General features: G+C 64.1%; 15 protein-coding genes. 7 read left to right on the top strand and 8 right to left on the bottom strand.

All coding sequences use genetic code 11. The features are described from left to right. The first annotated feature begins 245 nt into the window (after nucleotides 1-245). Nucleotides 246-551, top strand: a complete 306-nt coding sequence (locus tag R2733_01650) for a hypothetical protein (GenBank protein ID MEZ5375185.1) — start codon at nucleotides 246-248, stop codon at nucleotides 549-551. Between the two features lie 377 nt (nucleotides 552-928). Then, a complete protein-coding gene (locus R2733_01645; protein MEZ5375184.1) occupies nucleotides 929-1276 on the top strand; it encodes a hypothetical protein in 348 nt (115 codons plus the stop codon). Between the two features lie 191 nt (nucleotides 1277-1467). On the opposite strand, the gene R2733_01640 is transcribed toward R2733_01645, so the two are convergent. Beyond that, entirely contained in the window at nucleotides 1468-1827 is a 360-nt protein-coding gene (locus R2733_01640) for a BlaI/MecI/CopY family transcriptional regulator (GenBank protein ID MEZ5375183.1), read from the bottom strand. A gap of 315 nt (nucleotides 1828-2142) precedes the next feature. Between R2733_01640 and R2733_01635 the strand changes: the two genes are divergently transcribed. Beyond that, complete coding sequence (locus tag R2733_01635) at nucleotides 2143-2892, top strand: hypothetical protein (GenBank protein MEZ5375182.1); 750 nt, start codon at nucleotides 2143-2145, stop codon at nucleotides 2890-2892. A gap of 70 nt (nucleotides 2893-2962) precedes the next feature. Here the strand turns inward: R2733_01635 and R2733_01630 are convergent, their stop codons facing one another. The 4 genes from R2733_01630 to R2733_01615 are packed head-to-tail and all read right to left on the bottom strand — an operon-like array spanning nucleotide 2963 to nucleotide 7410. Beyond that, complete coding sequence (locus R2733_01630) at nucleotides 2963-5413, bottom strand: heavy metal translocating P-type ATPase (protein ID MEZ5375181.1); 2451 nt, start codon at nucleotides 5411-5413, stop codon at nucleotides 2963-2965. After that, the gene (locus R2733_01625; protein ID MEZ5375180.1) at nucleotides 5410-6504 is read right to left on the bottom strand and encodes a saccharopine dehydrogenase NADP-binding domain-containing protein; all 1095 of its coding nucleotides are present in this window, start codon (nucleotides 6502-6504) and stop codon (nucleotides 5410-5412) included. Before R2733_01625 ends, R2733_01630 begins: the two co-directional genes overlap by 4 nt. Then, nucleotides 6497-7096, bottom strand: a complete 600-nt coding sequence (locus tag R2733_01620; protein MEZ5375179.1) for an isoprenylcysteine carboxylmethyltransferase family protein — start codon at nucleotides 7094-7096, stop codon at nucleotides 6497-6499. The genes R2733_01625 and R2733_01620 overlap by 8 nt, the downstream gene beginning before the upstream one ends. Further along, nucleotides 7096-7410: a metalloregulator ArsR/SmtB family transcription factor gene (locus tag R2733_01615; GenBank protein ID MEZ5375178.1), complete on the bottom strand. Its 315-nt coding sequence runs from the start codon at nucleotides 7408-7410 to the stop codon at nucleotides 7096-7098. The genes R2733_01620 and R2733_01615 overlap by 1 nt, the downstream gene beginning before the upstream one ends. 93 nt (nucleotides 7411-7503) lie before the next feature. On the opposite strand from R2733_01615, the gene R2733_01610 reads away from it, so the two are divergent. Further along, entirely contained in the window at nucleotides 7504-7680 is a 177-nt protein-coding gene (locus tag R2733_01610; GenBank protein MEZ5375177.1) for a hypothetical protein, read from the top strand. Between the two features lie 21 nt (nucleotides 7681-7701). Further along, nucleotides 7702-8016, top strand: coding sequence for a DUF411 domain-containing protein (locus R2733_01605; protein MEZ5375176.1), 315 nt, complete (start codon nucleotides 7702-7704; stop codon nucleotides 8014-8016). 87 nt (nucleotides 8017-8103) lie between these two features. Here R2733_01605 and R2733_01600 read toward each other — a convergent pair whose 3' ends face one another. Next, a complete protein-coding gene (locus R2733_01600) occupies nucleotides 8104-8964 on the bottom strand; it encodes a cytochrome c oxidase assembly protein (GenBank protein MEZ5375175.1) in 861 nt (286 codons plus the stop codon). Nucleotides 8965-9702: 738 nt separating this feature from the next. Between R2733_01600 and R2733_01595 the strand changes: the two genes are divergently transcribed. Together R2733_01595 and R2733_01590 are read left to right on the top strand one after the other, a co-directional pair. Then, nucleotides 9703-10083, top strand: coding sequence for a hypothetical protein (locus R2733_01595; protein ID MEZ5375174.1), 381 nt, complete (start codon nucleotides 9703-9705; stop codon nucleotides 10081-10083). 160 nt (nucleotides 10084-10243) lie between these two features. After that, complete coding sequence (locus R2733_01590; GenBank protein ID MEZ5375173.1) at nucleotides 10244-10867, top strand: methyltransferase domain-containing protein; 624 nt, start codon at nucleotides 10244-10246, stop codon at nucleotides 10865-10867. Between the two features lie 294 nt (nucleotides 10868-11161). Here the strand turns inward: R2733_01590 and R2733_01585 are convergent, their stop codons facing one another. Both R2733_01585 and R2733_01580 read right to left on the bottom strand, forming a co-directional pair. Then, the gene (locus R2733_01585; GenBank protein MEZ5375172.1) at nucleotides 11162-12388 is read right to left on the bottom strand and encodes an IS256 family transposase; all 1227 of its coding nucleotides are present in this window, start codon (nucleotides 12386-12388) and stop codon (nucleotides 11162-11164) included. Nucleotides 12389-13073: 685 nt separating this feature from the next. Next, nucleotides 13074-14633 carry an ankyrin repeat domain-containing protein gene (locus tag R2733_01580; protein ID MEZ5375171.1) on the bottom strand — a complete coding sequence of 520 codons (1560 nt, stop codon included), beginning with the start codon at nucleotides 14631-14633 and terminating at the stop codon, nucleotides 13074-13076. Between the last annotated feature and the right edge of the window lie 69 nt (nucleotides 14634-14702).

Raw genomic sequence — 14702 nt, 5'->3', positions numbered from 1 at the left:
TGGAGGATCGGCGGGGCCAAGCTCGTAGACCCTCTTGCGACAGACTGTACGATAAAGGTCATGAACTCGCCGTGGTCCTGTGCCGACCAACTATCAAGTCGCAGTCTGGACCGATGACGGGCCTGGAACTGGTCGCATTGGGCGTGGGCTCCACAGCCGGGTTGGCGTTGGGCATTCGGTCGTGGCGGAGCGAGGCGAGAGAGCGCGCGGCTCGGGGAACTCCCGTGTGTGAATCGCCTCCAGAGTTGATTGAGCACGGAGAAGGGGCCCTCATCGTCGAGGCGTTCGAGCGTCTTGTCAGAGAGGGTGCCGTCGCTGCAGCGACGCTCGGTCGGGCACGGCTCCTCCAAGATGTCGCAAGCTCTGCCGATTCGGTATCGGAACGCTCGGCTGCCGGTCGTCAGCTCGTGGCCATGTTCGAGGATCTGGATGCACCGGAGGCCACTGCCGACGGCAACGTTCGTGCGACCTCCACGGCGTCCGAGGTGTTCGCCGACTCGGTCATGCCTGGCGCAGGGGACCCGACGCCACGGTCGGAGCAGCCGGGATGATCGTCGCAAGGCGGCCAAACGGTCCCTAGGTTTCAGTGGATGGCGGCAATCGCTGCGGTGAGATCCCCAACGGTATGTGTTGCGGTGTAGGCGCCCGCGAAGAGTAAACCTGCAACGAATACTGTGATGGCGGCGAGATCTCGAGGTGACGAGCCGGTTTCGAGGTCACCGAGGGACGCCTCGGGCTCTTTGTCCGGCATGGCGTTGCAGGAGCCCAGCCGTGCTCGGGCTTGGAGAATTGCCTGCCGATCAACTTGCGGGACGTGAGTGGCATCCGCGTCTGCCCACTGCTCGATCGAACGTCGGTGAGTGCGAACTACCGCCGGTACTCCTGGGACCCATCCCCAGATGCGTTCGTAGGCCACAAGGACCAAGAGGTGACGATGGTGGCCGAGGCGCAGATGTGCCCCCTCGTGAGCGAGCACAGCCCGGCGTTCGGGATCGGGCAGTCGAGTGACCGCTTCGGAGACGACGACGTGACGATCCCGTCCGGGCACAGCAAAAGCCAGCGGCTCGAGAGACGGCGCTACACGCACTTCGACGCCTGCACCATCGTCGTGAAGGACCGAAACCGCAGCCCACACCGGGAGCGATGCTCGGCGTCGAGCGGCCACGCTCTGGCGCGCAACACCGATAATCCAGCTCACACCGAGCCCGCAGATCAGTCCACTCGCCGTCCAAGCCAGCGGCCCGCCGGGCGACAGGTGCCTCAGACCCAGACGTGACACCTCTCCCTCGTCGTGCCACCACAGCAACAACGGACTGGCAGTCAGTAGCGTGCCGAACCCGAGCAGCCCCATGCCACCCACGGCGGTAAGGCAAGCTGTTCGAACCCGCGCCGTTGGCCCCATCGAGCTACGGGCAGCGAGGGCGGGCACCGTCAGCAAGGCGATAGCGACGGCGACGACGAACAAACTCATCGACGACGACCAAGGAGCCGTTGCAACGCAGAGGTTTGCTCGGCGGAGAGCTGTTCGACGAAGTGCCCAAGGGCGGCAGCGGGATCCGTGGCACCGGAAAATGCGTCGGACATGGCTTGAGCTACTTGTTGCTCGCGGGATCGAGTGGGCCGATACCGGTAGGCCTTGCCATCCTTCGAGCGAGTCACCAGGTTCTTCTTCCACAACCGACGAAGGATCGTGAGTACCGTCGAGTAGGAAACCACCGGCTCGATCTCGAGTCGATCGAGGACGTCACCGGGCTTGAGTGCATCGGGGCTGTCCCAGAGCACCTCGAGGATAGCGGCTTCCAGGCTGCCCATCGGCCGACGACTCATTGCTCCACCCATCCATTCACGTTCGGAGTCTACGCGAGAGGTTTGTGCCGACTCGACGAGCTGACCGCTCAACTGATTGCCGATCGGCTTGGGCTCAACCCGCTCGGCTCCTCGGCCACAAGAGAGAAGTAGTCTGCGACAGTGTGTAACGGTTCGGTGCTGATGGACAGGTCGTCTTGGGGGCGCCACCCATGCCGGTGGCGCGGTGCCGACTGGCTCACGCGAGCCGTCTCGGCACTTGTCGGGCTCGTTCTCCTGGCCCTCACCTCGGGTTGTGGATCGTCGTCACGCGCTCTCAACAGTGCATCACCCGAAGTGAAGGATCTAGTTGCCCAGATCGCCGCATCGGACGTTCCGGCTTCCTACCGCTTCACCTACACCGCCATCGGTCCACTGTTCATGGGGTGTTTGTCGGGTGTCGAAGACATTGACGGGGCGGTCGACGCCGAGCGCCGAGCCATGGTCGTCAGCTCACGCCAACGCGCTGGCAAGGTCTACTCCCTTGATGGCGAGCTGCTTATCGAACGTGAACTCCTTGGCTTGCCTGACCGCGGCCACCCGTATGTGAGGATTCCCGTCGACGCTACGACCGACGCCGAAACGCTGAACCGGATCGACGGGGCACTCGGCACCTCCTTGTCGGCAACGATCGCGGGAGAAGCCTGGCCCACCCATCCCAACGACCTCGTCGAGTCGACGCTTTCCATTGCGTCGTCGATCACCGCGATCGCACCCGATGGTCAATCCCTGCCGGGCATCCGCATCGTTCTCGACCCTGCCGGCTATCTCGAGCAATTCGAGGAGACCGCCACGCTCGAGCGAGACGTGCCGCCGATCATCGATGTCTATGTCGCAGCGGAAGGAACGGTCCAGCGACTGGTCGTGCGACGCCCTGATTCTGCCAACACGACGACACCCACCGACCACAGCGATGGTTACGCAATCGATTTTCGGTACGACGAGGGGGTCGAGGTCGTTGCGCCGGAAGCGGACGAGATCGTCGACATGGCGGCAACCGAGCTTCCATTGGAACCGACCGCAATGCCTTGCGTCGTGGAGCAGTGATCGTCGTCGTGCCGTCAGGAGCGGTGGGATGGTTGGCGTCGGTTCAGGTCAGGGACGTTGCCGGTCCGACTCAGGAGTCGGACCGGTAGTTCAACAGCAGGAGGGCATTGGCTACCACGACGAGTGTGCTGCCCTCGTGTGCGATGACTGCGACACTGATCCCGACTCCGAGAATGGTCATGGGGATCAGGACGGCGACGACGGCGAGACTGAAGAAGAGGTTCTGTTTGATCGTTCGGCTGGCCCGTCGGGCCAAGCCGACGGCGACGGGTAGGTGTTCGAGCCGGTCGGCCATCAGCGCGATGTCGGCGGTCTCGAGCGCCACGTCGCTCCCGGCTGCGCCCATTGCGATCCCGACGCTCGCTGCGGCGAGTGCTGGTGCGTCGTTGACGCCATCGCCGATCATGGCTACCCCGCCGTGGTTGGCGAGGTCTTGGACGGCATCGACTTTGTCGGCTGGCAACAGGCCGCCTCGAGCGTCGGTGATCCCCACTTCGCCGGCCACGGCTGAGGCGACACGCTGGTTGTCGCCGGACAACATGACAACGGTGTCGATCCCGAGGCTTCGGAGGACCTCGATCGCAGATTTGGCGTCGCTGCGAGGCGTGTCCATGACACCGAGGACACCAAGGAATTTCTCGCCGTGACTCACGATCATGGTGGTTCGGCCCCGACCTTGGAGCACGTCACTGGTGTTCTGGACAGCGGCAGGGATTTCGGTGAGTTCGAACAGCGCTGCGTTGCCGATCATGACTGTGGTCCCGTTGACTTCGCCGGTGACACCCTTGCCGTTCACCGCGGTCACGCCGGTTGCCTCGATGCGGACGGAGTCGCCGATTCGTTCGGCGACACCGACTGTGATGGCTCGAGCGATCGGATGGTCACTCGATTGTTCGACAGCGAACGTGACCCGAAGTAGGTCCGCCTCGTCGACGCCAACTGCAGGCACGATGTCGGTGAGGACGGGCTTGCCCTCGGTGAGGGTACCGGTCTTGTCGAAAGCGATCGTCGACACGCTGCCGAGTGCTTCGAGCGGGCCGCCACCCTTCACTAGGATCCCGGATCGGGCAGCCCGGGCGATCGCCGCGAGGACCGCGCTGGGGGTCGCGATGGCCAGGGCGCAGGGGCTGGCTGCGACCAGGACAGCCATCGCACGGGCGAACGAATCGGTGAACGCCTCACCCGCAAGCGGCGGCACGACGAGCAGGAAGGCGACGAGTGCGAGCACCGACGGTACGAAAATCCTGACGATCCGCTTGGTGAGCCGCTGAGTCGGGGAGATCTGGGTTTCCGCCTCGGCGACGAGCTGGACGACACGAGCCAGGGTGGAGTCGGCTGCGACCCGGAGCACCATCACGTCGATCGCATTGGGGCCGTTCAACGTGCCTGCGAACACCCGGTGTCGCGAGTCGATGGCGTCGATCCCTTGCAGCGCTGCCGATGGGTCCCCGATCGCTGATTTGTCAACAGGAACGCTCTCGCCGGTCACTGCGGACTCATCGATCGCGGTCTCGCCGGCCACGACGACACCGTCTGCGGGCAGCCGTTCGTTCGGACGTACCGCAACCACGTCGCCGACCACGAGGTCACCGACCGGAACCTCGACGGTGGGGTCTTCCTTGCGGCGCGCCGTTGCGGGAGCCAACTCACCGAGCGCCTCGATCGCGTTGCGAGCCCGATTCATTGCGTACCCCTCAAGGGCGTGGCCGAGTGAGAACAACACCAGCAGCAGTGCTGCGTCGGACCAGTGGCCGATGAACGCGGCCCCGATCGCGGCGATCAGCATCAGTTGGTCGATGTCGAACACCCTTGCGCGCACCGACATCCAGGCATCGCGAGCGACGAAGACACCAGTCAGGACGGCTGCTGCGATGTAGAGGCCGGTGACCGGCGAGTCGATGTCGGTGAACCAATCGAGGCCCCGTGCCACGAGATAGATGCCGAGCGACACCAACGCAGCGCCGAGTTCGATCCGGCTCGAACCATGCCCGTGGTCATGTCCATGGCCATCGCCGGGCTCGTGGTCGTGGTCACCGCCTGGCAGAGGGCGAGGGGTCGCGATGTCGAGACCGAGCATTGAGTTCAAGGTGGCTCGCAGAGTCGTCTCGTCGGTTGCGTCCTTGTCGTATTCGACTCGAACGAGCCCTTCGACGGTGACCGCTCCATCGACCACACCGGGGATCGAGCGCAAACGTTCGGTCATCGCCGCCGCCCGGCTGGTGTTGCCGACGCCGTCGGTCTTAACGATGAGGTGACCGTACCGGTCTTCGATCGAGGCGCCGGTGGCCCTGACCCGATCGGTGAGCCGCTTGATCGACACGGCACCCGACGCCAGATGCAGGCACACCTGGGCATGCGGGCCGTGATCGGGGGTGGCGGCGTCATCGCTGCGGATCACATGAACAGATTCAATCCCGTCCATACCGCCGAGTGCGGCGACGAGGTCGGCGACGCAGCGATCATCGGCGCCGTGAGCCCCGGGTAGTACGACATCGAGGTCGAGTTGCAAGGTGTTGCTCACTGTGTGCTGTCTCTTTCTGCTGCGCTCGCCGAGGCCGCAATCTGGCGACCGAAGATGGTTCGGGTTGGGTCGAGTTGGTGATGGTCGAATGCGATCGCGATGCCGTACTCGGCGAGGTCGGCAATGGTCGCTGGATCGAGGGCGAGATGCCGGTACAAACGATGGTGGCCAGGGGTGATGCCGCCCCCGGCGAGCAGACGTGCTGCAAGGCGGGTGACCACCGCAGTGCCGTAGGCCTGGCCGGTTCCTGTGGCCCAGACCCGGCGACGGGCTGTTCCGGCGGTGATCAACCATGGGCCCGTGCCAGTGGGTTCCGGAATCAGCGACGTGACCCGCTCGAGCGCTCTGCGCGCACGCCGGATGCGTGTGAGGACAGCCAAAGCGGCGGTGATGACCTCGTTGGTGAACCCGTAGTGGGTGGTCACCGGCACGCCAAGATCGGATCCGAGGGTGTACTGGTCGGGGAAGTCAACCCGGCCAAGCAGACAACGCCCGAACCCGGCGGGCAAGCGCGGACGCGTCAGCCCGCTGTAGTTCCGCACGCGTTCCCCGGTCGCGGGATCGGCGAACTCGGTGCCCACCTTGCCGAGGGTGAAGGCAGTTGATCCGGGGCCGTACTCGTCGCGGGTGTCGAGCACCCCCTGCACGAGAATCGACTCGGGATGCTCGGACCGATGAACGGTGTTGGCGAGAACGCTGGATAGCCCCGGCGCCAAGCCGACGCTCGACAACAGGCGACAGCCGCTGCTCGCAAACGCCTGGTCGAGTTCTTCGAGTGACGCGATGTGGCCACTCGATGCCGTCGTGTCGATGAGGTCTGCGCCGGCTGCGGCCGCAGCTTGTGCCACCTCGAGCCGACCGCTCCCGGTGCAGTCGATCACGAGCCCGGCATCATCAGGGAGACTCCAGCGGGGATCGTCGGTGTCCACGACGACTGGTTCCGCGCCCTCGATGCTTCGAGCCGCCGCCGCAGCCGTAGTGAGTCTGCGGCTCGACACCAACACTCTGTGCCCATCCTGGGCGAGCAGCCGGGCCACGTGGCCCCCGACGACGCCGGCTCCGCCGATCACGACGGTTGCGTGCTCAGCCACGCCCGAGCCCTGGGACCAATCGTCCGACCTGGGATGCGTACCCGGTGTAGGCATCGCCATGCAGCTCACGCAGGTGCGGCTCTTCAACGCAGCGGACCTGTAACTCGATGGCCACGACCAGCACAACAATCCCGATCGCCGAGATGCTGTTGGGCACCATCAACGCCAGGCCGACACCGGTGAGGATGACGCAGCTGAAGATCGGGTTGCGGACCACCCTGAACGCACCTTGCGTCACCAACTCCGTCGTCTCGGCCCGATCGACCCCGATCCGCCACTCGTCGCCCATCGAAAGCTGCGACGCGAACGTCAGCACGATCCCGACCACAGCGAACCCAACCCCGAAACCTCGAACCCAGACCGATTCGTACCACGGGTCCAACCCAGCCAACTCAGCCACCGGAGCAGCAGCGGCTGCGACCAGCGCAACCACCAGCAACCATCCGGCGAACCATTCGGCCGATCCGAGCGCTGAGCGCAATGACCCGGCCCGGATTCCGCTGTCACCCGTGCGCCGCTTCTGGACCAGGGTTCTGGCAACGAACACCACCGTGAACATCACGGCGAACAACATCAACGCGAATGCCGCCATCACGACCGTCCCATGTGGTCATGGTCCTCGACGCTCAGCTCGACCGTGGTCAAATCGGTCAACGCGTGCGCCAGCCCTTCCGATGCCAGCTCGTAGCGAACACGCCTTCCCTCACGCTCGCTGCGCACCAGACCGCACCCGCGAAGACAGGCCAAATGGTTCGACAGATTCGGCTGGCTCGTGTCGATCCGCTCCAACAAATCGTTGGGATACCACGGCCCTTCGACAAGAAGCAGCAGAACTTGTCGTCGAATCGGATCAGCCAACGCCGTCCCAAACCGTTCGAGGGTCGCAAGCGCGTGTTGAGACATCATCCGTCAATGATATTCACATTGGCTGATGTAATGCAAGCCTTCTCCAGCCTGACACGACGTTTCATGTGCGACTCACTGTCGTAGCATGCATGGATGAAGAGATCGGCAACAATCCCTGCTCTGGCACTGGTAGTCGCGGTCGCCGCCGGCTGCGGCGGTTCCTCGCAACCACAGGCCGGCATCGCCGGCAGTGACGCAATCGTGCAGCCCTCAAGCCAAGCGACCGACCTGACCGGCATCACCTTCGAGGTGTTTCGCGATCCCGGTTGAGGCTGCTGCACCGGGTGGGTCGTGTACCTACAAGAAAACGGAGCCGCCGCAACAGTCGTCGACGATCCAGGACGTCTCCAGACCGCCGCCGATCTCGGCGTGCCCCGAAACGCCATGTCGTGCCACACAGCGATCGTCAGCGGATACGCGATCGAAGGACACGTGCCGGTCGAAGCGATCCTCACGCTGCTGGCCGAACGCCCAGACGCAGCCGGGCTCGCACTCCCAGGAATGCCCGCCGACTCACCCGGCATGGGCGGCGACCAACAATCATGGCAAACCCAACCCGTCATGCTCATCGGAACCGACGGCACGCTGACGCCGTTCGTGTACTGACCCCATTCTGAGCCGACTGGCCCGAAACGCTTTCGATTGCAGCGCGCAGCGCCCTCGTGGATCTGCAGCAGATGCCTTTCGACTGTCTCAATCGACGGGTTCGAGCGAGGGATCAGTGACGGCGCCAGCCAGCGGTTCAGCGGCGTCCGGTGTTGACGAATCCCGCTCCGCATTCGCCCAAGTCACGAACATCCAGAGAATGAATGCCCACAGAATGGTGCCGCCACCGAGCTTCATGATGATGCCTGCGAGCTGAAGATCCTCGACCGCCGAGATGCCCCACAATCGCGGTGCGTCAGCATAGGAGTCGTAGAGGGCCCTATCGGTCCAGGTCAAAAAACCCGCCGGGACCGTGGGAATCACGGTGGCTCCGATGAGGTAGACCACCTTGAGCGGAGGACGAAGCGGACGGACCATGGGTTCTGATCCCAGCAACGGCAACCAGAACAAACATCCGCTCAGCACCCAGAGCGCGTGAAGCGTGAAATGGACGACCGAGTTCGAGGTGTACAACGCCACAACGGTCGGAAGGTGCGTCACGACCAGAACCACCTGAAACAGACCGAGAGCGGCAGGGCCCCGACCAAGGAATCCGAGAATCCCCCGGATCGGCTGCGTCAGCTCGACCTGGAGCCAGGTCGGAGTCCCTGCAACCAACAGCGGTGCCGAGATCAGCGTGATCATCAGGAACTGGACCATGTGAGCGCTGAAGAGATAGTCGTCGCCGAGCCGGTCCATCGGCCAATCGACGGCGATCCACAACACAACGACCCCGGACGCGAACCGGAATCGGCTCGCACGCCCAGGCATGGGAGGCGGGCCGGGGAGTTTGGGACGAAGCCTGGTCAGTGACCACCAATACCCCACTGCAATCGATAGTACGAGTAGCCACACATCGGGGCGGGCTTCCCACGCCCAAGGTGATTCGGTGCCTGCAGCGGCCAACATCATGACGCTCCTTGGGGTGGTGTCGCTCGCGGCCGCCGTCGAATCGCCGTGACGGCAACACAGCCTCCCCAGCCGGCAACCAGTCCGAATCCAGCGAGAAGCGGGACCCGACTTCCAGCCGACGCGCCGTCCGCTGGCACGGCAAAAGGCGGCTGGCTGGCTGTTGTCGTTGTTGTTGGTTCCCGGGCGCTGCTGTTCGATGTGAGGGCGAGGCTGGCGAACATGAAGCCAACGGCAACCACGAACACCACGATCGCCACCCGGTGGATTGGGACTGCGAGAACTCTATGTCGCACACTCTGTCGCACTTGACCAGTATGGCCCGGGCGAGGGCGGATGAACCACTCCCGCAGCAGCCCGCATGTCAAAGCCCTGACGCTCTCGTCCGTTGCCGAAGTTGGTGGAGCATGTCTGTTTGCCAACGAGTTGGTGAACACCGTTGTGTGGTCATGGTCGGCGCATGCATCGATGCGTCCGCGGATGCGTGGTGACGTTGTGGCCAAACACCAACTTCGTCGCTGGGTGGGGCGAGGCGGCCTCGCTGCGTTCTGTCGCTGGTGCTCGAAGCCGAGACGCATGACCGTGTTCGGTCCGATTCCGGCGCAGCACAGGAATACCGATGAGACGAGATTCGGCCCCTGCCAGCTGCGGGTCAGCAGCAAAGGGGCATGTGCACCACCTCGCCTCTCGACCCGAAGGCGATGCAGATGTCGGCGGCTGCGGTGCCAGACTGGCGAAATGACAACCTCGGCCCAGGCACGCGAACGCGGCATCCGCCAGAATGGTCAGTGGGTGTTCAGCCTCAACCAGCTTGCTGTGGCCGCCGTGATCGTCGTCATCGCCATCCTGCTGACTATCGCCGCATTGATGGCCGCTCCCGCCCAACAGGCGGCACCGCTCGGATCGGCGCCCAACGACACCACAGCGGCACAAGAACACGCCGAGACCTACACCAATAGCAATGCCAGCAAGCAGGCACTTGCCGGATTCAGTCTCTTCAGCCTCTGGCTCATCGCTGGTTCCGTGTCGATCGCTCGATCGCGAAGCACGCGCGAATTTCGCTTTGGATCCCCCGATCAGCCAGTAGCGAACAGCGTGCCGCCCGCGGGCGACACCTGACGCGGGTCGTTGCGACCCTTGTCTGTGTTTGCACCGACGAAGCAGTTCGCGGCATCACCGCCGTCGGTCGGCGAGCACGCTGGCTCTACCATCGCTACCCACAGTGGCGCGAAGCCGGCTTGCCCTTCGCGATCGGTTGAACGATGACCGCCGACAAGCGATGCCGGGAGTGATCATGGGCATAGAACAGCATTGGGACAACATCTATCGAACGAAGAACAGCGAGGATCTGGGTTGGTATGAACCGCGCCCGTCCACCCTCGCTCTCGTACAGCGATTCTCGTCTCCGTCCGATCCCGTGATCGACATTGGTGGAGGTGACAGCCGTATGGTCGACGAGCTCACAGAAGCTGGCTACAGCGACCTGACCGTCCTCGATGTGTCGGATTCGGCTCTGACGCGAGCTCGAAGCCGGCTTGGATCAGCGGGCCGGTCCGTGAGCTGGGTTCGTGCCGACGTCACCCGCTGGGAACCGGCCAGAACGTGGGCGTTGTGGCATGACCGGGCGGTCTTCCACTTCCTGGCAGAGGAGGAGGATCGCCGCGCCTACGTCGACATCGCGAGGTGGGCGGTTGCGCCAGGGGGCCACCTGGTCGTGGCGACCTTCGCACTCGACGGCCCCGACCAATGCGCGGGACTGCCGGTTGAACGCTACGACGCCGAAGGTCTCGCGTCAGCGTTCGGCGCGAGCTTCCGGTTCGTTGAGCACACAACCGAGCACCGCCAGGACGCGGGCGTCGGCGACAGTCGTCCCTACGTTGCGGTCGTGATGCAACGGCAGTGAGCAGTCCTCGAGGAACAATGGTTCGGCAGGACTGGCTGGCCTTACGACTCCAGTCGGTCCGCAGGATTTGGCCTTCGCCACAGTCGACGGGATCTTATGTGTCTGCGCTCCACGAAGGCTTCGAGTTCCGGCCGATATGGCCACATCTAGAGCATCGAGCCGAGACCGGAGGTGTCGGTGGGTATGCGGTGGTTCGACCGATAGTGCTTGGTTACCTCAAGGGGTCAGTTGCGTTCTCGGAGATGCGACAGAGTCCCGTGGAGTGGTGGGGTTCCGAGTGTGTTGCTCGGTGTGTCAGGCCTCGAGTTGGGCCCGTGATCGCTCAGTGTCGCGCACAGTGTTGAGGTCTGCCATCGACCCCTCGGTCATGTAGCGGCGAGCGACCGCCCATTCCGCGTGCTGATCAGCGAGCACGGCCCCGATGAGCCGGATCGCTGCGGCGTCGTTGGGGAAGATCCCGACCACGTTCGTGCGCCGTTTCACTTCCTTGTTCAGTCGTTCCAACGGATTGTTCGACCAGATCTTGCGCCAATGCGACGACGGGAACGCCCCGAACGCCAACACATCGGTCTTGGCGTCACGCATCGACAACGACGCTTTCGGGAACTTGGCCTCGAGCATGTCGGCGACCTCGTCCCAACGGGTGTTGATCTCCCCGGTGGTGCCGAGCGCGAAGATCGACCGGAACGCGGCCGCCACCATTTCTTGCTGCCCTTTCGGGACCTTGGACAACAGATTCCGGGCGTAGTGCACGCGACACCGCTGCCAGCTCGCCCCGCTGATCCCTTTGCGGATGGCGGCCTTCAGCCCTTCGTGGGCGTCGGAGATGACGAGGCGGACACCACCGAGACCACGTTTACGCATCGAGCGGAGGAACCGGAGCCAGAACGTTTCGTCCTCCGAATCACCGATATCGACACCCAGCACTTCGCGGTCACCAGCAGCGGTGATCCCGGTCGCGATGACCACCGCTCGGGACACGACCTGGCCGAGGGCGTCGTCACGGACGTTGATGTAGGTGGCGTCGAGATACACGTACGGAAACGAAGTGTGACCCAGGGTGCGTGTCCGGAACGCTTCGACTCGTTCGTCCAGACCGGCGCAGATCCGCGACACCTCTGATTTGGAGATGCCGGTGTCGATCCCCATCGCCACCACCAGATCATCGACCGCTCGGGTGGAGACGCCGTTGACATAGGCCTCCATCACCACCGCATACAGAGCCTGATCGATCCGTCGGCGGGGTTCGAGGATGCTGGGGAAGAACGAACCCTTGCGAAGTTTCGGGATCCCGAGTTCCAGATCGCCGGCCTTGGTCGACAAGGTCCGTGGCCGGGTCCCGTTGCGATGCGTGGTCCGGTCGATGCTGCGCTCGTAGGGGCCGGCGCCGATCTTTTCGGCCGCTTCGGCCTCGATCAACTGTTGCAGCGCCCATTGGGCGAGCTGGCGGACCAGATCGGTTCCTTCTCCGATCGAGATCGCGTCGAGCAGGCGGTCGATGTCAGACTGTTCAAGAGTCATCGGTGTGGTTCTCCATGGTGTGCACTTGGTCGTACACACCGAGCATCACGCCGGTGACTCACCCACAGGTGGACCCGCCCCGAAATCCCACCACGCCAAGGGACTCATACGGAGATCGGAGATGCCGCTCGTAGTCGCGAATTAGTCGCGAACGTGGCCGGATTGCCTCGGATGGGGCTGGACGGGCTCGGATTGGTGCAGCGCTGTGAGCTGGATGTTCTCGGAGTCAGCGGACGGGTTGTACCAGTCGGCATGGCTGGTGTTGGGCTTAACCCCTCGGGAGTGCAACCTTCGTACGGGTTCAAGTCCCGTCCCGGGCGCCGCTGAACTGGGAGTTACGTCGATTCTGGGTTGCCTTCCGGTATCCACACAACGGTTGTCGGTGGCGTCGATGGCTGGAGAACGAAGCCTCGGGCAGTCGCCCGTGCAGTCTCGACCGTGACGGTAGCTTCTGGTTGGAAGTCGTAGTTGTCGTGTCCGTCCGGGCTGGAAAAGGTGATCGGTCCTGCCGGGGTGAGATTGGGGTCGCCTTCGGCGTGCCATGGGTTGTTGTCGGTATCGAGGTGCAGTGCGACCGACAGGTCGTCTCGGCCAAGTCCGATGCTGAGGCTCGCCTGGTTGGTTTCGAGGCGTACGAGGACTGGTTCGTTTGCTGTGTGATGGATCGTGTCGAGGAGGTTCTCGATCAGTTCCGGTGTCGAGAGCGTTCGGACGGTTTGCTCGTGGTGGATGGCGATCTCGGAGAGTGGGTCGCCGTGGTGGGTGAGGGGTGGAGGTAGGTGGCTGTTTCGGAGTTGCCGAAGTGGTCGGCCCATCCCCAGGGTGTGGCACCGATATGGGTGTCGACGAGGTTGGGGTCTGCACCGTGGTCGATGAGCATGCGGGCTCGGTCGGTGTCGTTCGTTTCTGCGGCGCGGTGGAGCGCGGTCTTGGTACCGGATCGGTCATCGAGGTCGAAGCCGAGCTCGATCAGCAGGTCGAGCATGGATGCGTGTTCGGCGGTGACGTTCTTGCAGAGGCCGGGGTAGCTGGTGTGGAGGTGGGGGAGGAGGTCGGGGTGATCGGCGAGGAGTTGCCGTAGCTGATCGGTTCGGTTGGTTCTCGTCAGTCGAAGCGCGGCTTCGGGCGGCGTGAGCTCGGTGTCGATTCCGGCTTCGGCGAGGACGGCAAGTACCGAGTCGTGGCCTTCGGCGGCGGCGATTCTGGCGGGCGTGGATTGTGAGCGTCCGATGGGTCGGTCGAGTTCGAGACCGAGCGTGGCGAGGTAGCTGAGGATGGCCGGTCGGTTGCGTTTGGCTGCGGCTTCGAGTTCGTCGTAGAGGAGTTCGGCGGGGTCGCGTAGCTGGTCGCCGAGACGCCGGTACCAGGGGCCGTTTTGATGGGAGCCGAGCCCGTATTCGACGAGAAGTTCGAGGTGGGCAGGGTCGTCGTGGTTCTGACCGCCGATGTCGTTGTTGTAAAGCAGCTGGCCGTCATTCGGGTCGGCCCCGGCGTCGAGGAGGAGTCGGGCGAGCTCGAGACGTTCGGTGTGCCATGTCTGGTGGGTTTCGCCGCCTCCGAAGGCTCCGGTGAGGGCAGTGAAGGGCGGGGCGAGGCCACGCCAAAGGAACCCGGCGTTGGGGTCAGCTCCTCGGTCCAGCAGGACCTTGACGGTTTCGATGGCTGACCAGTCGGGATTGTCGGTGGAGACACGGGAGTAGACCGCGTACAGCAGCGGCGGCCAGTCGTTTGGGCCACATGGCGCATCGACGGCGTCGGGATTGCTGTCGAGTTCGGCGTCGAGGGCCCGGTGGTCGCCGACGGTGGCCAGCGCCTCGATCGAACCCGAGGCGAGCATCGGGTCGGCGTCGAGCATCCGGTGGGCTGCGGCGATCCGGTCAGCGGGGCTGGGTCCGTCTTCGGCGTAGTCGAGGCACGCATCTTCGACGAACGAGGCTGTTCGGGTCGGGCCGGAGTCTCGTTCGGCGTGCGGGGTGAAGCTGTGGGCGGAGACGACGGCAACGTGTTCCCGCAGTCGACTCCAAGAAGCGAACCGGTACATGCGGGCAACGATCAGTCGAGCGTCCGCGGTCTTGAAGCCTGGTCGCTGGCTGTCGTCGAGGTCGGCTGCGCCGAGGCGTGGGTGGAACTCGTCCACCATCGAGAGCCCGCCGGGGTCCCCCGTGCGGATGAGGTCTCGGACGAGTCTGGCCTGGCCCTTGAGTTCTTCGAGCGATGGATGCTCGGGCAATGAGGTGGTTGGCACGAGTGCGCCTCTTTTCGTGTCTTGCCCGGTGGGGTTGCCTTCGTCTGCGGATGCTCTTGCAGCCGCAAC

The organism is Acidimicrobiales bacterium (assembly GCA_041394265.1).
Classification (GTDB): domain Bacteria; phylum Actinomycetota; class Acidimicrobiia; order Acidimicrobiales; family SZUA-35; genus JBBQUN01.
The sequence above is the reverse complement of the archived record's forward strand: the minus strand, read 5'-3'. Positions and strand labels throughout refer to the sequence as shown.